A 19,583-nucleotide genomic window follows, 5' to 3' on the forward strand; every position below is an offset into this window, starting at 1 on the left:
GGCAGGTCCCCCGCCAGCCCTCAGCCCTTCGTGCATCAAGCCGCCGCTGGGCAGATACGCTTCGCTTATCCGCTTTAAGACGCGAGAGCCGATCAAGTAAACATGCAAATCACCGTCTACCGTTACCACCCCGAGCAGGACAACAAGCCCCGCATGCAGACCTACGAGGTCGAGGAGCAGCCGGGCATGATGCTGCGCGAGGCGCTGCTCGCCATCAAGGCGCAGGACGAGACCTTCGCCTTCCGGCATTCCTGCGGCGAGGGCGTCTGCGGCTCGGACGCCATAAACGTCAACGGCGGCAACAAGCTCGCCTGCATCACGCCGGTCTCGGAGCTGAAGCGCCCCATCCAGGTGCGCCCGCTGCCGGGCCGCCCGGTGATCCGCGATCTGGTGGTGGACATGACCCAGTTCTATGAGCAGTACCGCAACGTCCAGCCCTACCTGATCCGCAAGGAGCCGCTGCCGGAGCAGGAGATCCGCCAGTCGCCCGAGGACCGGGACAAGCTGGACGGACTCTACGAGTGCATCATGTGCGGCGCCTGCTCCACCGCCTGTCCGTCCTTCTGGTGGAACCCGGAGAAGTTCCACGGGCCGCAGGCGCTGCTGGCGTCGTGGCGCTTCCTCGCTGACAGTCGCGACCAGGCCACCGAGGAGCGCCTGGACGCGCTGGAGGGGCCCTACAAGCTCTTCCGGTGCCACACCATCATGAACTGCGTCGAGGTCTGCCCGAAGGGCCTGAACCCCACCCGCGCCATCGGCAAGATCAAGGACCTGATGCTCGAGAAGTCCATCTGAGCCCGCGCCGGCACGCTGTCATGTATCCCACCGACGCCGCCACGGCCGAGATCAGCGCGCAGGCCGCGCGTCTGCGCTGGCAATGCCGGCGCGGGATGTTGGAGCTGGACCTGTTGTTGAACCGCTTCCTGGAGACGGGCTTCGCGGCGCTGGACGATGCCGGGCGGGCGGATTTCGTGCGCCTGCTGGGCTACCAGGACCAGATCATCCACGATTGGCTCATGGGGCAGGCGGTGCCGGCGGATGCGGCGCTGCGACAGCTGGTGGGGCAGATCCGGGCGGCGATGCGCGACGGCCCGGCGGGCGCCTGCTGACAGCGCCACGCACCACCCGCGTCAATCCTCCGGCGCCGGTAGACGGGCGATCAGGTCGTCCCAACGGATGCTGACCTCGGGCAGCACGCCCACCGGGGTCTGGCCGGAGAGCTCCTGCACCGCTGGCTTGCCATAGCCCTCCGGCCCCAGCCGGTAGATGGTGACCATGCGATCGCCCGGGTGCACCAGCCAGTACTCACGCACGCCGGCGCGCTCGTAGACGTGTCGCTTTTTCACGTGGTCGTGGCTGGCCGTGCTGGGGGAGAGGACCTCCACCACCAGATCCGGGCCGCCGCGCACGCCGCGGCGGTCCAGCTTGCCTCGATCGCACACCACCAGCACGTCCGGCTGGACCACGGTGTCGATGAGCTCATCCGCCTCGTCCGCCTTCGGCAGGCGCACGTCCACCGGGGCGATGTAGACGCGGCAGGGCTTCTCCAGCAGCGTGTTGGCCAGCTGACGGAAGATCTCGCCGGCGATGTCCTGATGCTCCAGCGTCGGCGCCGGCGCCATCAGGTAGGCGACGCCGTCGATGAGCTCGTAGCGGACATCCTCGGGCCAGTTGACGTAATCGCCGTAGGTGTGGTGCTCGCTGTCGCGTTGCGGCAGTCCCATGGATGACCTCCGTGAGGTTGGGCGGGCCGGCGCAGGCGGCAGCGGGTGCAGTAGGATTGGGGAGTCGGCCCCGGCCGGCTGCGTTCCCCGCCATCTTGGTGCTTCGCCCTGACCGTCAACAATGCACCTGATCGACACCCATTGCCACCTCGACGTGTCCGCCTTCGACGCCGACCGCGACCGCGTGCTCGCGCAGTGCCGGGCGCAGGGCGTGCGCGACATCGTGGTGCCGGCCATCGACAGTGCCGGCTGGCCGAAGCTGCTCGCGCTCTGTGCCGATCAGGCCATGCTGCACCCGGCGCTCGGCATGCACCCGGTGTTCATGGCTCGCCACGCTGATGCCGATCTGCCGGCGCTGGAAGCCGCGCTCGCCGAGCACCAGCCCCTGGCGGTCGGTGAGATCGGCCTCGACTTTGCGCTGGAGAAGGACGCCGCCGGCCGTGAGCGCCAGCGGGGCTTCTGCGCCGCCCAGCTCGCCATCGCCGCGGCCGCCGGGCTGCCGGTGCTCCTGCACGTGCGCAAGGCCCACGACGAGATGCTCGGCCTGTTGCGGCGGGCGGGCGTGCCGGGTGGCATCGCGCACGCCTTCAACGGCAGCCTGGAGCAGGCCCGGGCCTATCTGGATCTCGGCTTCAGGCTCGGCTTCGGCGGCATGCTGACCTTCGAGCGCTCCTCCAAGCTGCGCCGGCTGGTGGCGGAGCTGCCGCTGGAGGCCATTGTGCTGGAGACGGACGCACCGGACCTCACCGTCGCCTCCCATCGCTACGAGCGCAACAGCCCCGAGTACCTGCCGGAGGTGCTCGCAGCGCTGGCGGAGGCTCGCGGAGCCGACCCCGAAACCCTGGCCGCGGCCACCACCGCCAACGCCCGAGCGGTGCTCCGGCTCCCATCCGGCGCCTAGCATGAGCGGGGTCAGCCCGATCCGGGAGCGCACGTCGATCCTCATCGGCGCCGCCGGCTGCGAGCGGCTCGCAGCGGCCCATGTGCTGCTGGCGGGCCTGGGCGGCGTCGGCTCCTTCACCGCCGAGGCCCTGGCCCGGGCGGGCGTGGGGCGGCTCACCATCGCCGACTTCGACGTGGTGGCCCCCTCCAACCTGAACCGCCAGCTCTGCGCCCTGAACAGCACGCTGGGGGAGAAGAAGGCCGCCGTCATCGCCGCGCGCATCGCGGACATCAACCCGGACTGCCGGGTGAGCATCCGCGACGAATTCCTGTCCATGGACGCCATGCCGGCGCTGGTGGGGGAGGGTGCCTATGACCATGTCGCCGACGCCATCGACAGCCTGAGCGGCAAGGTCGCCTTGCTGGCGGCCGCGCTGACCGCGGGCGTGCCGGTGGCCGCCAGCATGGGCGCCGGCGGCCGCCTGGACCCCACCCGCATCCAGGTCACGGACCTGATGGACACCCGCGAGTGCCGCCTGGCCCGGGAGGTGAGAAAGCGCCTGCGCCGGCAGGGTCATAGCCGCGGCGTGCTCGCCGTCTGGTCCGACGAGCCGCCACTGCCGCCGCTGCCACCGGCACCCACCGCCCGCGGCCGCGACCGCGCCGTCAACGGCACCATCAGCTACATGCCGGCGCTGTTCGGGCTCACGCTGGCCGGACTCGTGGTGCGGCGGCTGCTCGGCGACACTGCCTGAGCACCGGCCGCTGCCCCGGCTCTCCATAGCGCCCTTGGCAATACGGGGGAAGGTGTGGGCGAATCACCGACCAATCGTGTCCGCCTTTTCCGACATGGTGATGCGCCCACAGGCGGTAATTCGCCGCAAGGCCGGCGTATAGAGTTGCACCCACAACAAGGTCGGGCGCGTCACTGACTCCGGCTGCGCCCGGCATCCCGTCAATGCGGCATCACGAGACAGGGTGCAACCCAATGACCAAGCGAGTGGATGTGGCAGTGATCGGCGCAGGGCACGCCGGTCTCAACGCAATCAAAGAGATCCGCAAGGTCACGGAGGACTGGGTGCTCATCAACGGTGGTCCGCTCGGCACCACCTGTGCGCGCGTCGGCTGCATGCCGTCCAAGGTGGCCATCCATCTCGCGGACACGTACAAGATGCGCGACAACCTGGCACGCTACGGCGTCAGCGGCGGCGAGGGGCTGGCGCTGGACCGGCCGGCGGCGCTGGAGCATGTGCGCGATCTGCGCGACACCTTCGTGGACCTGGTGCTTGCCAACACCACCGACGAGATGGACGACGCCCACCTGATCGAGGGCTATGCGCAGCTGCTTGATGCGCACCGGCTGCGGGTCGGCGAGCAGGAGATCGCGGCCGATGCCGTGATCATCGCCACCGGTGCCCGCTCCGTGGTGCCGCCGGCCTGGGCCGCCGACTTCGGTGACGGCATCCTCACCGTGGACAACGTGTTCGAGCAGACGGAGCTGCCGGCGTCCGTGGCCGTCATCGGGCTCGGGCCCATTGGGCTCGAGATCGGGCAGGCCCTGCACCGCCTCGGCGTGGCCGTCACCGGGGTTGACCACGGCGAGCGCCTGTCGCGCATCCAGGACCCGGCGGTGAACCGCGCGGCCATCGACATCTTCCGGCGCGAGTTTCCGCTCTGGCTCGGCGACGAGCCCGACATCAGCCGCTGTGACGCCGGCTTCCGGGTGCGTGCCGGCGAGCGCGAGGTGGTGGTGGAGAAGCTGTTCCTGGCGCTCGGCCGTCGTCCGAGCCTGGAGCGCCTGCGCCTGGACCGCCTCGGTGTGTCCATGGGCGCGCATGGTGTGCCGAAATACGATCCGCAGACCCTGCGCGTGGGCCGTACCGGCGTCTATCTCGCCGGCGATGCCGCCGGCGGCATCGCCAACCTGCAGCGGGCGGCGGCCCAGGGCCGCATCGCCGGCTGGAACGCGGTGCATCGCAGACAGCGGCGCTGGCGCCCGCACACGCCCATGGCCATCGTCTTCAGCGAGCCGAACATCGCCTGTGTGGGCATGGAGTGGCAGGACTTCGACGCCAAGCGCATGGTCGTCGCCGAGCAGCGCTTCGGGCCCGTGGGCCGCGCCCTCATCATGGGCCAGAACCGCGGTCTGCTGCGGGTCTACGCAGAGCGGCGCAGCGGACGCCTGCTCGGCGCGGCCATGGTCGGCCCGCGCTGCGAGCACCTGGCGCATCTGCTCGCCTGGGCCCTGGAGCAGCGACTCACGGTGACCCAGGCCCTGGCTATGCCCTTCTACCACCCCGTCATCGAGGAGGCCCTGCAGGACGCCCTGCTGGAGCTGCGGGCCGAGCTGGTCAAGCCGCGCCGACGGCACCTGCTGGCATGGGCCAGGGCGTCGTGGCCGGTGGCTCGGGCGCCGCTCGGAACCTGAGCCGCGCGGGCGACTGCGCTTGCACTGCGCATTGGGGCGTCGCGTCCACTGTCGGGCCAAGGCCGGTGAACCGGAGCACTCGCCGGGCCGCAGCCCTGCGCGCCGGCACTCGCCGGCGCCCCCATGCACCAGCGACGAGAGCGAGGTGCCAGCAAGCTGTGCTCGGAGCGCGCGCAAGTGTTGATACTGCGGCGTTTCGGGTGTCCCCTGTGTGTCAGAAACATGACTGCATGTACGGTTCGTCGGTTGGCTGGAGCTGCTGGGGCCGCTGGATCTCAGACTCAACTACCACCACGGGCTCACCGCTCCGCAGCGCGTCGCCGGCTGGGTGGACGGGATTCATTTCCAGGGCTATCGCACACTCACCAACGAGACCTTCGAGGATGCGCTGTCCGGCTGGGACGGGGAGGCGGGCATCCGCTTGCCCGTCGATGCGATGGAGACCCGCGTTTATGCGGGCGGCTACTTGCTGGATGGGGATCTCACCGGCAGTGTCGGGGGCTGGAAGGCGCGGCTGGAGGTTCGCCCGCTCAAGAGCCTTGCCATCGATGTGGGCTACCGCGACGATCCCTGGTTCGGTGGCAGGGTCGGCGTGACCCTGCGCTACGCCTTTGGTCAGAAGCCGGAACGCGGAGTGCGCAGCCTCGATGAGCGCATGATCGAGCCCACCCGCCGTGATCTCGACATCATCGTCTCACCCCCAGATTTGACGCCGCCGCAAAGCGTCGTGCTGCACACCAACACCATCCACATCGACAGCAGGCGTGGGCTGGTGGGCGGTGACGGCAGCTGGGAGCGCCCTTACCCGGGCATCGATGCCTGCCGAGAGGGTCGGTGTGTCGGCGGCGGCGGTGCTCTGGTGAGACTGTGGCAGGGCAACAGCAGCGGCGAGCCTTATGCCTTGACCTCGCCCTGGCGTCTGCCCGAGGGTCTGGACATTTGGGGTGAGGGCTGGCGCATCGAGCCGCGGCCGACGCGCAGCCCGAGCTATCGCGATTGGCTCGCGCGCGGATTTCCGGATGCCTCCAGGGCCCCGCGGATCGCCACCTGGCGTGGTCCCGGCGCGGGTGACCTCGGGCGCGGCGTCGCGAGCTCGTCGTCATCGGCGGATCACGCGGGCGGCACCCAGTCCCAAGCGAATCCGAGCGATACCGCCGGTATTGTCCTGGGTGACGGCGGCGCAGTCCGTGGCGTCGAGCTCGACGTGCGCGGCCTCACCGATGAGCTCGGCACGCCCGCACCCGCGGTGCTTGCGGATGGGGCGGCGGACTTCGTCGTACAGGGCAATGTGCTGATCACAGACGCCGTGGGGGTGGCGGTGCGCGCCCGGGCGGCGGCCATTGCGGCGCCCGCCTCCAATGGCGACGGCCCGGCCGCGGCACCGGAGCTGGCGGGGCCGTCCGTAAGCCTGCCGGACGGCAGTCCGGTCCAGGGCCGCATTCTGGATAACCTGGTGCTCGGCTCGGGTGTGGCGGGCGCGCAGGAGGCCGCCGCCGTCGAAGTCGAGAATGTCGCGACCGGCGGCGTCGAGCGCCGCCAGGCCATTGTCTACGGCAGCTCGGCAGCGCCCGTGTCGGCCGGCTCGCGGTCTGCTTCGCAGGGGCAGCTCAGGGGTGTGCGTGCCGTGAACCGGGCTACCGGCCAGGGTTCCCGCGCTGTCCAGACGGTCTACGTGGTGGGGCCGGGCCAGAGCCTGCCCGATGGCGTTGTGGTCACCAATCGGGCGGAGGCGGGCGGCACTGCGGAGCAGATACTGATTGCCGAGGGGCCGCTGGACACGGCAGGTCTTCGCCTGGACAACAGCGCGGTGGGCGGCGCTTCGGTCGCAGTGCAGTTGGCTGATCTGCGCAGCGTCCGCATCACTGAGCCCACCGATCATGCGCTCGGCGATGCCGGCATCAGCATTGAGAATCGCGCCGTCGACGGCGGCGTCGCACGTCAGGGTGCGGCTTTCGTGGACGCCGAGCTGGCGCTCGGGGCAAGCGGGCTTGCGCTGCGCAACCTGTCGGCGGGCGCAGCCGGCAGCGCAGTGCAGCAATTGGAGCTCGCCGGCAGCGGCAGGATTGGGCGAGTCGACCTGCTGAACGAGGCCCGCGGTACCTCGCGGGCCACCCAGCAGGCGGATATCCGCGGTCTCGCTTTCGGCACCGCCGACGTGCCGGGGCAGTGGGTGGGCATCGTCAATGGCGCATTCGATGGCGCAACCGCCGAACAGGCGGTGCGCCTGGTCGACGCGGAACTTCGCCTGCAAGGCGGTGGCGGGCTCTTCATCGGGAGCGGCGCCTATGGACAGGCCTCCGCGCAACAATGGGTGCGCCTCACCGGCAGCGGCAGGGTGGGTTGGCTCAGCCATTTCAATCAGTCAGCACATGGCGCGAGCTCGACGCAGCAGGTGCACGCCGCCGGCTTCTCCGTGGCCGCCAGCGACCCGGACGGCGGCATCGAGGCCGTCAATGGCGCCTTTCTGGAGGCGACCGCAGAGCAGGGACTCATGCTCGATCTCGATGGGATCGACCTCGCCGAGGCCGGACTCCTCCAGCGCAGCCAGGCCGAGTCCGGTGCCGCTGCTGCGCAGCACCTGAGCCTGATGGCAGCGGCGCCGGCCCGACTGGCGACCGTGGCTGTCGAGAACCGAAGCGACGCAGGCGAGGACCCGGTCGGCGGCGACACGCATCCCACCAGCTCCCTGCAGACAGGGACCCTGTCCCTGACGGGCGGGATGCAGATCGATGACCTGGCCGTCGGGAGTCAGGCCGGGCCGGCGACCCTGGCCCGGCAGGACTTGGACCTGCGCGGCACGGGTGGGGGTCTGCTGGGCGGCCTCCGGTTGAGCAATGCTGCGCACGAGGGGGCGGAATCGACCCAGCGCGTGCGTGGTACAGCCCTGCCGCTGGCGGCGGCGCACGGCAACGGCCGGCTCGGGGGCGTCAACCAGGCGGGAGCGGCGGGGGTCGCGGTGCAGGACGTTGCACTGGGAGTCGTCGCCGCGGCCGTGCCTGGTGGTCGGGCACTGCTGCTCGACAACGAGGCAGCTGCGGACGGCGCCGCGGATCAGACCTTCGTGCTCCGGCGCGATGAGTCGGCGGATAGTCCCGGCAGCATCGGTGCCGTCAGCATCGCCAACGCCGCGGGTGCCGGCGCCGGCGCCCGGCAACGGTTGACACTGCTCGGCCTGGCGGTGGCCTCGGGCTCTGTCCCAGGTCTCTCGGACAGCGAGCCCGCCGCCTCCGGCATCGCGGCCAGCAACCAGAGCGACGCCGGTGAGGCCTGGCAGGCATTGACAGTCGAAAGCGATGGCCGACAGGTTTCGGGAGCGCGTCTGGCCCTGCATAACCATGCCGTGGGAAGCGACGCCGTGGCGGGCCAGGCATTGCTGCTCGCCGGTGGTGAGGGCGTCATCGGGGGGCTCGACATCGACAACCGCGGGTCGTCTCAGGCCATCGCCGGCCAGACGGCGCGTCTGGTCGGTCCTGAACTGGTGCTGGATGGGGACTCTGCCTGGGTGGGCAACGAGGCCGGCGGCGGCACGGCGACACAGTCGCTGCTGGCCGAGCTGCCGGCGCTGTCTCTCGGGGCGACGCAACCACTGGCGATCGCGAATGCGGCTCAGGATGGCGGCGAGGCGGCGCAGGATGTGCGCCTCGTCCTGTCGGGCCCGGTGCTGGGCACGGATGCGGGCAGCGGCACCGCGCTCGCTCTGCGTAACTCCGCGCAGGACGTCGGCACAGCGACACAGGAGCTGGATCTTGCAGCGGACGCTCTGGCCTTGTCAGGACGCGCGTTTGAGATCGGCAACAGCGCATCGGGCGGCGGCTTCGCCGGCCAGATCGCAGTGCTCGGCGTCACCGGTGACGGCCCGGGTCGGCTGGGCGCGCTCAGCATCGACAACGAAGCGGCCGGTACCGCGGCGATGGGCGACGGCGCGGCCGCCTCATCCAGGGCCGATCAGGTGGTATCGGCGGACGGCGCGATGCTCGACGATGCCCTGTCGCTGGCGGCGGAAGCCGTCGCCGGCGCACAGGGGCGTCAGGCGGCGGAGCTGGGGCTCGGCCTCGCTGACGCCTCGGTGCGCGCATCATCCACAGCCGAGGCGGGCGCCGGCTCCGACCAAGGCCTGGCGCTCAGGGCCCGGCCGGGCTCGCGGGCATCCGATCTCGGCATCGAGGCCGATGCCAGCGATGGCGGCTCGCTCCGGCAAGCCGTTCAGGTGAGGGATCTGGCTGTCAGCGCTCGGGCGCCGCAGCGCCAGGGGGCGCCTGTGCGGCTGGCTGCGAGCGCGAGCGCCGGCGCCGTCGAGCAACTCCTCGACCTCACCGACATGGCCATCGTCGGCGCCGACCATGGTCTGGCGATCCGCGCGCTGACCGCGGCCGGCATGGACACCGACATCGCGCAGCAGGTGACCCTGCGGGGCGCTCGGGTCGTCGGCGGTGACGTCGGCATCCTCATCGACCCCGGGGTGCCGGTGCAGGGTCGGGTGGCCCAGCACCTGCTGCTTTGGTCGACGGCGGCAGATGGGCGCTTCGAGCCCGCACGCATCGCCTCCCTGGACGATCTGGCTGGGCTGACCCAGACCCTGACCATCGACGGAGTGCGTCAGACCGTCCACCGCGAGCTGCTGCTCCCCGACGGCAGCGTTGTCCTGATCGACGACGACGGCAACGCTGCCGTCGGCGTCATCCAGGGCGACAATGGCGGCGGTGGCGGCTATTTCGGCGGTGCTGTCATCGACAGCACCATCGGCGTGATCGGCGGCGACCTGCGCGAGCTGAACACGCGCAGTCCCAATTTCGGCGACCTGTTGGGCAGTACCGTCGGCACGTTGGTGCATGATCTCGATCTGCCGGACGCGGCGGCACTGAGCCCGGGAGCCATCGCTTACCTGCGCGACCTGAGTGCCCGTCGCGGGAACCCGCTCACCGATGACGATCTCGTCGAGACATCCTTCACGCTCGATTTGTCACCATAGCCGCTGCGGGTCTCATGACGGTGGTGATCCCGGGCTCGTCAGGATGCAGCGGCGGCGACCTGCTGGCGGGCTGACACGCCGCCCGCCGCTGCCACCGACAGCCCGTCCCTTGTCGGTTGCGTCACCGATAACGGCGGCGCCGGTCGCGGGATCTGTCGGCGCCGGCCGTCGCCGCTGTGACCTGCAGGACCCGGTGCTCGCCGGGCCTGAGCCCGTCCAGACACCAGTCCCCGACGGCGACCCGCACCAGCCGCAGCGTCGGCAGGCCCACGGCAGCCGTCATGCGCCGCACCTGGCGGTTGCGCCCTTCCTGGATGGCGAGCTCCAGCCAGGCATCGGGTACGGACTTGCGCCAGCGCACCGGCGGGTTTCGGGGCCAGAGCTTTGGCGGGTCCATGCGCTGCACCCGTGCGGGCTTGGTTGTGCCGTCCGAAAGGTCAACGCCGTCGCGCAGCGCCCGCAGCTGCGCCGGCGCGGGCATGCCCTCCACCTGTACCCAATAGCGCTTCCACCGTTTGTGCCGCGGGTGTGCGATCCGGTGCTGCAGCGCGCCGTCATCCGTCAGCAGCAGCAGGCCCTCACTGTCCTTGTCCAGCCGGCCCGCCGGGTAGACGCCGGGCAGGTGGATGTAGTCCGCGAGGGTGGCCGGCGCAGGCGCAGCGGCCGCCGCAGTACGCGGCGCGCTGAACTGGCTCAGGACGCCGTAGGGCTTGTTGAACAGGATCAGTCGGGCCATCGCGGCGGCGGGATGTGCTGAACGGGTGTTACCATCTGGGTCATCCGGTGTGCCCGCCACCCGATCCCCATCCATCTCCTGCGCCGCGGCGCGCGGCGCCCTTGCCGAGGACCTGCAGCATGGCCTACCAACACATCCAGATCCCCGCGGACGGTGAGCGGATCGGCGTCGGCGCCGACAACCGGCTCACGGTGCCGAACCGGCCCATCGTGCCCTTCATCGAGGGCGACGGCATCGGCATCGACATCACGCCGGTGATGAAAGACGTGCTGGACGCTGCCGTCGCCAAGGCCTACGGCGGCGAGCGGAGCATCGCCTGGATGGAAGTGTACGCCGGCGAGAAGTCCACCCGCGTCTATGGGGAGGACGTGTGGCTGCCGGACGAGACCCTGGAGGCGGTGAAGGAGTTCGTCGTCTCCATCAAGGGGCCGCTGACCACGCCCGTTGGCGGCGGCATCCGCTCCCTCAACGTCACCCTGCGCCAGCAGCTGGATCTGTATGTCTGCCTGCGCCCGGTGCGCTACTTCGCCGGCACGCCGAGCCCGCTGCTGCGCCCGGAGGACACGGACATGGTGATCTTCCGCGAGAACTCCGAGGATATCTACGCCGGCATCGAGTGGCAGAGCGGCTCGCCGGAGGCGAAGAAGGTCATCGAGTTCCTTCAGCAGGAAATGGGCGTCACCAAGATCCGCTTTCCGGAGACCTCCGGCATCGGCGTCAAGCCCGTCTCCAGCGAGGGCACCAAGCGCCTGGTGCGCAAGGCCATCCAGTACGCCATCGACAATGACCGGCCCTCCGTGACGCTGGTGCACAAGGGCAACATCATGAAGTTCACCGAGGGCGCCTTCAAGGAGTGGGGTTATGAGCTGGCCAAGGCAGAATTCGGCGCCGAGGAGATCGGCGGCGGACCCTGGTGCAGCTTCAAGAATCCCAACACCGGCACCGAGATCACGGTCAAAGATGTCATCGCCGACGCCTTCCTTCAGCAGATTCTGCTGCGGCCGAAAGAATACGACGTCATCGCAACCCTGAATCTGAACGGCGACTACATCTCCGACGCGCTGGCGGCGCAGGTGGGCGGCATCGGCATGGCGCCCGGCGCCAACCTGTCCGACACCGTGGCGATGTTCGAGGCGACCCACGGCACCGCGCCCAAGTACGCCGGCAGGGATCAGGTCAATCCGAGCTCGCTGCTGCTCTCCGGCGAGATGCTGCTGCGGCATCTCGGCTGGACCGAGGCGGCGGACCTGGTGATCAAGGGCATCGAGGGCGCAATCTCCGCGAAGACCGTCACCTATGACCTGGAGCGGTTGATGGAGGGCGCCACCAAGCTCAGCTGCTCCGGGTTCGGGCAGGCGGTGATCGACAATATGTGATGGAGCCCGGTTTGGCGCGCCGACGCCGGACTGCGGCGCGGCGCGCTGCTTCTCTTCGGCTGTGGTGCGATCCCGGCGAGCATCGTCCCGCAGGGAGACGGCAGCGATCAGGCCATCGCCCAGGGGTGGAGCGATGCGGCGGTTTTGGCGCGTGCATCGGACAGGGCGGGCGCCGAGGGTGCGGCACGTGGCGGTACGCCCTGAGTGGCGGCCACGGCGAGCGAGCAGCAGGTCATGGGCTCCAATGCCCGGCGCGTGATGGATGTGGGGCGGAGTTGAGGGCCGGAGGCTCGGGACGCCGACTCGACGCCCGCGCAGTGAAACGGGCGCCGGTCGGTCCGGCAGCCCGAGGTGATGGTCAGTAGGCGCGCTGCACCCTGGCGGCGTGCAGGCCCTTCGGGCCGTGGTTGACCTCGAACTCCACTTTCTGGCCTTCTTTGAGGGTCTTGTAACCCTCCATCTCGATGGACGAGAAGTGGACGAAGACGTCCTCGTCGCGGTTGTCGGGCTTCACAAAGCCGTATCCCTTGGCGTTGTTAAACCACTTAACGACACCTGTCATCATGGCGGCTACTCCTCCGGTGCTTGACCGCTGTGGCGCGGTACTCTTGTGGGTGGCAGTCAGTCGTTGTTGTCGGCAGTTCTGGGCTCAGCTGGGGCTCAGCTGGGGCTCAGCTGGGGCTCAGCTGGGGCTCAGCCGGGACTCAGCCGGACCCTGAATGCCGGGTGCCGGGGAGCAGCGGGCGCCGCCCGACGGTCACCACAACCGCGAAGTATAGTCGGTTGATTCACATGGTCAATCAACGTGATTGCTCGGGCCTCAGCCAGCGCTGCGGCGTACCCGACGTACACGGCATTTCCCACACTCGGGGGCGTAGACGCGGGCGGGCGGGGGCTGTATTTTTCTCTTTGACGCCCTTACAACCTGGGACAGCGCAAGGAAGGTCGGGCGCCGGCTCAATGCCTGCCCGCGGCGCGACGGCATGTACCCTCACGACAGTGCCGCAGACCCAGGCCCGGGGACCGAGTCGGTGCACCCTGGCCAGTCGTGCGCCAGGCGTCCAAGACCCGGCAGCTCAGACGCCAGCAGTCGAGAATGCGCCCCGTGCCCCGACAGTCGCAACCCAACCTTGCACCCAGACCCAGTCGCACAACACCCCAAGCCATGAGCGAGTGGAATTCAAGCGAAGACCAGGACTCGGGTCTCGTCGTCCAGGAGTCCAAGCCCGCGCTGAAGCGCCCGCCGTTGTTCAAGGTCCTGTTGGTCAACGACGACTACACGCCGATGGAGTTCGTCGTCCACGTACTTGAGACCTTCTTCCGCATGAACCGCGAGAAGGCGACCCAGGTGATGCTGCACGTACACACCAGGGGCGTCGGCGTGTGCGGGGTCTACACCCGCGACATCGCCGAGACCAAGGTCAACCAGGTGAACGATTTCAGCCGCGAGAACCACCACCCGCTGCTGTGCACCATGGAGGAGGCGTGAGTCCGCGCACCGCGCCACCTGCTGCGGCGACCGCCGCCGAGTCTGCTGCCCGCGGGCAAGCAGCGTACTTGAGCGCCCGCGCCCATCCGATCCCCGTCGTGTCTGCTGCAAGCTGCATCGCCGGGCTTCCTGCATCCTTTTTTGCACCCAACGCTACGCAGGGTCCAGATCATGCTGAGTAAAGAGCTCGAATTCACCCTGAACCACGCCTTCAAGGAAGCGCGCGAGAAGCGGCACGAGTACATGACCGTCGAGCATCTGCTGCTCTGCCTGCTGGACAACCCCACGGCGGCCAAGGTGCTGCGGGCCTGCGGAGCGGACGCCGACAAGCTGCGGCGTGACATCGCCACTTTCATCGACGAGACCACGCCCTTGATTGCCGAGGGCGACGCCCGCGAGACGCAGCCGACACTCGGCTTCCAACGGGTGCTGCAGCGTGCCGTGTTCCATGTGCAGTCCGCCGGCAAGAAGGAGGTCACCGGCGCGAACGTCCTGGTGGCGCTGTTCAGCGAGCAGGATAGCCAGGCGGTGTACCTGCTGAACCAGCAGGACGTCTCGCGGCTCGACGTGGTCAATTACATCTCCCACGGCATCTCCAAGGTGCCGGGCGAAGAGCAGGACGACGAATCCCAGGCGGAGGCCGAGGAGCCCCGCACCGAAGAGAAGGAATCCTCCAGCGCACTGGAGAACTTCGCCACCAATCTCAACGAGATCGCCCGCCAGGGTCGCATCGACCCCCTCATCGGCCGCAGCAGCGAGGTGGAGCGCACCGCGCAGATCCTCTGCCGGCGGCGCAAAAACAACCCGTTGCTGGTGGGCGAGGCGGGCGTCGGTAAGACCGCCATCGCGGAGGGTCTCGCCAAGAAGGTCATCGACGGCGACGTGCCGGACGTGCTGGCGGATGCCGTCATCTACGCGCTCGATCTAGGCTCCCTGGTGGCCGGCACCAAGTACCGGGGCGACTTCGAAAAGCGCCTCAAGGCCGTGCTCGCCGAGCTGAAGCGCCGCCCAAACGCCATCCTGTTCATCGACGAGATTCACACCATCATCGGTGCCGGTGCCGCCTCCGGCGGTGTCATGGACGCGTCCAACCTCATCAAGCCGGTGCTGGCCTCAGGCGAGCTGCGCTGCATCGGCTCCACCACCTACCAGGAGTTCCGCGGCATCTTCGAGAAGGATCGGGCGCTGACCCGTCGCTTCCAGAAGATCGACGTGCACGAGCCGTCGGTGGAGGAGACCTTCGAGATCCTGAAGGGCCTCAAGAAGCGCTTCGAAGAGCACCATCAGGTGAGCTACACCAATCCGGCGCTGCGCGCCGCGGCGGAGCTCTCGGCCAAGTACATCAACGACCGGCACCTGCCGGACAAGGCCATCGACGTCATCGACGAAGCCGGCGCCAATGTGCAGCTCAAACCTGTGGCCAAGCGCAAGAAGCGCATTGACGTGGGCGACGTGGAGGCCATCGTCGCCAAGATCGCGCGCATCCCGCCGAAGAAGGTGTCCATGTCCGACACCGAGTCGCTGCGTAACCTCGATCGCGACCTGAAGATGGTCGTCTACGGCCAGAACGAGGCCATCGACGCGCTCACTTCGGCCATTCGCATGAATCGCTCCGGCCTCGGCAACGAGGAGAAGCCCATCGGCTCTTTCCTCTTCACGGGTCCCACCGGTGTGGGCAAGACCGAGGTGACGCGCCAGCTCGCGCGCATCCTGAGCATGGAGCTGATCCGCTTCGACATGTCCGAGTACATGGAGCGGCACACGGTGTCCCGCCTCATCGGTGCGCCCCCGGGCTATGTGGGCTTCGACCAGGGCGGTCTGCTCACCGAGGAGATCACCAAGCACCCGCACTCGGTACTGCTGCTGGACGAGATCGAGAAGGCCCATCCGGATGTCTTCAACCTGCTGCTTCAGGTGATGGACCACGGCTCGCTCACCGACAACAACGGCCGCAAGGCGGACTTCCGCAACGTGGTGCTGGTGATGACCACCAACGCCGGCGCCGAGGAGACCAGCCGCCGCTCCATCGGCTTCACCGAGCAGGACCACTCCACCGACGGCATGGAGGCGCTCAAGAAGTACTTCACGCCCGAGTTCCGCAACCGGCTGGATGCGGTGGTACAGTTCAGTGCGCTGGACCAGACCACCATCGCCAGCGTCGTCGACAAGTTCATCTTCGAGCTGGAGCAGCAGCTCGCCGAGAAGAAGGTCGCGCTGATGGTGGAGCCGGACGCCAAGGCCTGGCTCGCCGAGAAGGGCTACGACCCGCTGATGGGTGCGCGGCCCATGGCCCGGGTCATCCAGAACCACATCAAGAAGCCGCTCGCCAACGAGCTGCTGTTCGGAGAGCTGGCGGATGGCGGCACCGTTACCGTCAAGCTGGGTCCTGATGACGATCTGATCTTCAGCTTCGACAGCGAGAAGGCCACCGCCTGAGTCCGAGCCTGAGCCCGAGGCCGAGCCTGACCCAGGCCCAGAGCCTGCGCCAGCAGACGCTCAGCTGAGCCATTGCCGGCACCGCGGGTGACGCGGTGTCGGCAGTCCCTCCATCTGCCGCGCACCGAGCCGGCCGTCGGACGCGCCCAGCGGGCACGGGCGTCGCCCGCAGCGGGGGGAGCGATCAGGGGATTGGTGAGGAGGCTGAGTGCTCGGCGCGCGATCCGCGCCGTGGCGCAGAGGCCGGGATGGTCGCTCGATGGGTGCCTGTGCGGACGGCGAGCAACGGCAGCGCAGAGCCGCCCCGGCGGGCGCCGTCAGCGCGCGCGATAGGTGATGCGGCCCTTGCTCAGGTCATAGGGGGTGAGCTCCACCGTGACCTTGTCGCCGGTCAGGATGCGGATGTAGTGCTTGCGCATCTTGCCCGAGATGTGGGCGGTGACCACGTGGCCGTTCTCCAGCTCCACGCGGAACATGGTATTGGGCAGGGTCTCGGTAACCACGCCCTCCATTGTGATGACGTCTTCTTTAGCCATTGATTCAGGTCACTACTTCGGTTCCGGCGCCGCGCGTGGCGTCGCCGCTGGTCGATCTTGAGGAGTCGGGGATCGGCGCCGGGACCATCGCAGGCAGCGCCTCGCAAGCCCACCATGGTACCACAGCCGGCGGTTCCAGCCGCAGAGATCGCGGCCCTTTCAGCCAGCCACGACGGCATCCATCGGTCGCCGCTGCTGCCGTCAATGCCGCAGCGGCGTCAGCCGCCGCCGGGTCAAAAGCGAATGTCCTCGCCCTTGCCGAAGCGGCGCCACTCGCGGCCGTCCCAGGCCTCGATGGGGCGGAAGCCGTCTTTGTAGGCCATCTTGCGGCTCTCGCCGATCCAGTAGCCGAGGTAGACGTAGTCAAGGCGCAGCCGTCGGGCCTCGCGGATTTGTGTGAGCACGGCATAGGTGCCCGGGGCGCGGTGGGCTTCGTCCGGGTCGAAGAAGGTGTAGACCGCGGACAGCCCGTCGCTGAAGAAGTCGGTCACCGCCACACCGACCAGGCGGCTCTCGCCTGCCACGTCCCGGCGCATTTCCAGAAAGCGGGTGCGCCCGCCCCAGGGCGCAAGCAAAAAGCGGGCGTAGGTCTCCACTGAGACGTCATCGGCCATGTCGCCGTCGCCGTGACGCTCCAGCAGGTAGCGCTCGTAGAGCTGATAGTGCTCGGGCACGAGTGCGGCGGGGCGGGTGACGACGCTCAGCTCGGCGTCGTTCTGGACGATGTTGCGGCGCTGGGAGCGGTTGGGTTTGAAGGCCGCCACCGGCACCCGCACCGGCACGCAGCGCTGGCAGCCGCGGCAGGCCGGGCGGTAGAAGTGCTGACCGCTGCGGCGGAAGCCGATCTGCTGAAGCCATTCGGCGCGGGCGGCGTCGATGTGGGCCAGCGGGTCTACGAACAGCGTGCGGGCGCGCAGCCCTTCGATGTAGGAGCACTCGTGCTCGCCCGTGAGATAAAGCTGCAGGTCGCCCCGGGCGGGGCGGTCATCGCGCATGCCGGGTCTCCGCTGCTTGGGCGTCAGCGCCCGGCGGCTGCGGGTAGTGCAGGTTGCCGTCGTCCCAGGAGCCGCGGGGCGTGGGCCGGTCCCGCAGCTGCTCCACCAGGCGGACGAAGGCCGCGCGCGGAATCTGCTCCGCCCCCATCCGCAGCAGGTGCGTGGTGAGCACCTGGCAGTCGATGAGCGCGAAGCCGTGGTTGTCCAGGAAGCGACTGAGCTGCACCAGGGCCACCTTGGAGGCGTTGTCGACGCGGGTAAACATGGATTCGCCGTAGAAGATACCGCCAATGGCGACACCATACAGCCCCCCGGCGAGTGCGCCATCCTGCCAGACCTCGACGGAGTGCGCGATGCCGTGCACGTGCAGCGCCCGGTAGGCGCTGATCATCTCCGGCACCAGCCAGGTGCCGCCGCCGTCTGCACGCGGCTCGGCACAGGCGTTGATGACGGCCGGAAAGTCCCGGTCCATGGTGACCTCCAGGCACCGCCGCCGCAGCAGCTTGCGCAGGCTGCGGGAGACGCGCAGCGCCTGCGGGCGCAGCACGGTGCGCGGGTCCGGCGACCACCAGAGGATGGGGTCGCCCGCGTTGAACCAGGGAAAGATGCCCAGGCGATAGGCATTCACGAGCCGGGCGACGCTCAGGTCGCCTCCCACCGCGAGCAGCCCGTCGGGCTCCACCAGCGCCTCGCGCACGTCCGGGAAGGCGGCGCTCGGGTCATCCGGCGCCAGCAGGTAGGGGAGGTGGCGGGCAGGCCGGCTCAAGCCTGCGCCGGCTGGCTGCCGGTGGGCTGATCGGGGGACTGGTCCGGGGTGGCCTTGTAGGGGCTGTGGCTGTGCATCTCGTCGATGTAGTCCTCCACGGCCTCGATCTCGTGCTCCAGGAAGGCGCCGATGGGCTGGCGGAAGCGTGGGTCGGCGATCCAGTGGGCGGACCAGGTGCGGGTGGGCAGGAAGCCGCGTGCCACCTTGTGCTCCCCCTGCGCGCCGGGCTCGAAGCGTGTGAGGCCGTGCTCGATGCAGTGCTCAAGGCCCTGATAGTAACAGGCCTCGAAGTGCAGGCTGTGGAAATCCTGAAAGCAGCCCCAGTGCCGGCCGTAGAGGCTGTGGCTGCCCATGAGGCAGAAGGCGGCGGCGACGATGCGCCCCGCATGCTCGCACAGCACCAGCAGCAGATGCTCGCCCATGGTGCGGCCGATCTCCTCGAAGAACGGCAGGCTCAGCGTGGGCAGGCCGCCGCGCTTGTCGAAGGTGTCCTCGTAGAGCTGGTGGAAGATGCGCCATTCCGACGGCGTCACCGCATCGCCCCTGACCCGGCGGATGTGGATGCCGGACTCACCGACCCGGCGGCGCTCGCGCTTGACCTTTTTGCGCTTCTCCGCCGAGAAGGCGCCGATGAAGTCGTCGAAGCTGGCGTAGCCCGGGTTCTGCCAGTGGAACTGGCAGCCGAGCCGCGGCATCAGGCCCTGCGCCCGCAGCCAGTCGGTTTCCGTGTCGCTGGTGAAGAGCCAGTGCAGGCCGGATACGCCGAGGCGCTCGGCCACCTGCACCGAGCCCTGGATCAGCGCCGCGGCCAGCGCCGGGCGCTCCTCGCTGTCGGCCGTGAGTATGCGCAGTCCCGTTGCCGGGGTATAGGGCGAGGCGACGACCAGCTTGGGATAGTAGCGCTCGCCGGCGCGGCGGTAGGCATCCGCCCAGGCCCAGTCGAAGACGAATTCGCCGTAGGAATTGAACTTGAGGTAGCAGGGGGCGGCGGCCACGGGACGGTCGTGGCCGTCGCGCAGCACCAGGTGCCGCGGCAGCCAGCCGAAGCGCTCGCCGACGCAGCCGTGGTGCTCCATGGCGGCGAGGAACTCGTGCCGCAGATGCGGCAGGTCGTCGCCCGCCAGTGCGTTCCAGTCCGCGGCGGGGATCTCGTCGATGGCGGCGAGGGTGGTGAGTCGATACATCCGATGCCGGCCTCTGCTGCCCGGCAGACTGCGCCTGAAAGCCCCGACGGTATGGGCGCCGG

At 69.1% G+C, this 19,583-nt stretch carries 16 protein-coding genes; 9 read left to right on the plus strand and 7 right to left on the minus strand.

Translation table 11 applies throughout. The features are described from left to right. Nucleotides 1-102: 102 nt before the first annotated feature. Both QZ607_RS09280 and QZ607_RS09285 read left to right on the plus strand, forming a co-directional pair. Nucleotides 103-795: a succinate dehydrogenase iron-sulfur subunit gene (locus QZ607_RS09280; RefSeq protein WP_295882110.1), complete on the plus strand. Its 693-nt coding sequence runs from the start codon at nt 103-105 to the stop codon at nt 793-795. A 20-nt stretch (nt 796-815) separates the two neighbouring features. Continuing rightward, a complete protein-coding gene (locus QZ607_RS09285; RefSeq protein WP_295882111.1) occupies nt 816-1,109 on the plus strand; it encodes a succinate dehydrogenase assembly factor 2 in 294 nt (97 codons plus the stop codon). A gap of 21 nt (nt 1,110-1,130) precedes the next feature. Here the strand turns inward: QZ607_RS09285 and QZ607_RS09290 are convergent, their stop codons facing one another. Continuing rightward, nucleotides 1,131-1,724: a Uma2 family endonuclease gene (locus QZ607_RS09290; RefSeq protein ID WP_295882112.1), complete on the minus strand. Its 594-nt coding sequence runs from the start codon at nt 1,722-1,724 to the stop codon at nt 1,131-1,133. 121 nt (nt 1,725-1,845) lie between these two features. Between QZ607_RS09290 and QZ607_RS09295 the strand changes: the two genes are divergently transcribed. The 4 genes from QZ607_RS09295 to QZ607_RS09310 all read left to right on the plus strand — a co-directional run bounded on the left by QZ607_RS09295 (nt 1,846) and on the right by QZ607_RS09310 (nt 10,003). Further along, entirely contained in the window at nt 1,846-2,625 is a 780-nt protein-coding gene (locus tag QZ607_RS09295) for a TatD family hydrolase (protein WP_295882114.1), read from the plus strand. Nucleotide 2,626: 1 nt separating this feature from the next. Then, the gene (locus tag QZ607_RS09300) at nt 2,627-3,361 is read left to right on the plus strand and encodes a tRNA threonylcarbamoyladenosine dehydratase (protein ID WP_295882115.1); all 735 of its coding nucleotides are present in this window, start codon (nt 2,627-2,629) and stop codon (nt 3,359-3,361) included. Nucleotides 3,362-3,594: 233 nt separating this feature from the next. After that, on the plus strand, nt 3,595-5,034 hold the full coding sequence (locus QZ607_RS09305) for a dihydrolipoyl dehydrogenase (protein ID WP_295882116.1): 1,440 nt from the start codon (nt 3,595-3,597) through the stop codon (nt 5,032-5,034). 328 nt (nt 5,035-5,362) lie between these two features. After that, complete coding sequence (locus QZ607_RS09310; RefSeq protein WP_295882117.1) at nt 5,363-10,003, plus strand: hypothetical protein; 4,641 nt, start codon at nt 5,363-5,365, stop codon at nt 10,001-10,003. 121 nt (nt 10,004-10,124) lie between these two features. On the opposite strand, the gene QZ607_RS09315 is transcribed toward QZ607_RS09310, so the two are convergent. Next, nucleotides 10,125-10,739, minus strand: coding sequence for a pseudouridine synthase (locus QZ607_RS09315; RefSeq protein ID WP_295882118.1), 615 nt, complete (start codon nt 10,737-10,739; stop codon nt 10,125-10,127). A 119-nt stretch (nt 10,740-10,858) separates the two neighbouring features. Between QZ607_RS09315 and icd the strand changes: the two genes are divergently transcribed. Further along, the gene (gene icd / locus QZ607_RS09320) at nt 10,859-12,115 is read left to right on the plus strand and encodes an NADP-dependent isocitrate dehydrogenase (protein ID WP_295882119.1); all 1,257 of its coding nucleotides are present in this window, start codon (nt 10,859-10,861) and stop codon (nt 12,113-12,115) included. Between the two features lie 358 nt (nt 12,116-12,473). Here icd and QZ607_RS09325 read toward each other — a convergent pair whose 3' ends face one another. After that, the gene (locus QZ607_RS09325; protein WP_295882120.1) at nt 12,474-12,680 is read right to left on the minus strand and encodes a cold-shock protein; all 207 of its coding nucleotides are present in this window, start codon (nt 12,678-12,680) and stop codon (nt 12,474-12,476) included. Nucleotides 12,681-13,280: 600 nt separating this feature from the next. Here QZ607_RS09325 and clpS point away from each other — a divergent pair. Both clpS and clpA read left to right on the plus strand, forming a co-directional pair. After that, nucleotides 13,281-13,604 (plus strand): ATP-dependent Clp protease adapter ClpS, encoded by a 324-nt coding sequence (gene clpS, locus QZ607_RS09330; protein WP_295882121.1) that lies wholly within the window; start codon nt 13,281-13,283, stop codon nt 13,602-13,604. A 171-nt stretch (nt 13,605-13,775) separates the two neighbouring features. Continuing rightward, nucleotides 13,776-16,040 (plus strand): ATP-dependent Clp protease ATP-binding subunit ClpA, encoded by a 2,265-nt coding sequence (gene clpA / locus QZ607_RS09335; RefSeq protein ID WP_295882122.1) that lies wholly within the window; start codon nt 13,776-13,778, stop codon nt 16,038-16,040. Nucleotides 16,041-16,357: 317 nt separating this feature from the next. Here clpA and infA read toward each other — a convergent pair whose 3' ends face one another. From infA to QZ607_RS09355, 4 genes are all read right to left on the minus strand, one after another. Next, nucleotides 16,358-16,576 carry a translation initiation factor IF-1 gene (gene infA, locus QZ607_RS09340; protein WP_295882123.1) on the minus strand — a complete coding sequence of 73 codons (219 nt, stop codon included), beginning with the start codon at nt 16,574-16,576 and terminating at the stop codon, nt 16,358-16,360. 233 nt (nt 16,577-16,809) lie between these two features. After that, the gene (locus tag QZ607_RS09345) at nt 16,810-17,571 is read right to left on the minus strand and encodes an arginyltransferase (protein WP_295882124.1); all 762 of its coding nucleotides are present in this window, start codon (nt 17,569-17,571) and stop codon (nt 16,810-16,812) included. Continuing rightward, nucleotides 17,561-18,337 carry a leucyl/phenylalanyl-tRNA--protein transferase gene (gene aat, locus QZ607_RS09350; RefSeq protein WP_295882125.1) on the minus strand — a complete coding sequence of 259 codons (777 nt, stop codon included), beginning with the start codon at nt 18,335-18,337 and terminating at the stop codon, nt 17,561-17,563. The genes QZ607_RS09345 and aat overlap by 11 nt, the downstream gene beginning before the upstream one ends. Further along, the gene (locus QZ607_RS09355) at nt 18,334-19,521 is read right to left on the minus strand and encodes a GNAT family N-acetyltransferase (protein ID WP_295882126.1); all 1,188 of its coding nucleotides are present in this window, start codon (nt 19,519-19,521) and stop codon (nt 18,334-18,336) included. The genes aat and QZ607_RS09355 overlap by 4 nt, the downstream gene beginning before the upstream one ends. Between the last annotated feature and the right edge of the window lie 62 nt (nt 19,522-19,583).

This window comes from uncultured Thiohalocapsa sp., from assembly GCF_913063425.1.
In the GTDB taxonomy this organism is placed as follows: domain Bacteria; phylum Pseudomonadota; class Gammaproteobacteria; order Chromatiales; family Chromatiaceae; genus Thiohalocapsa.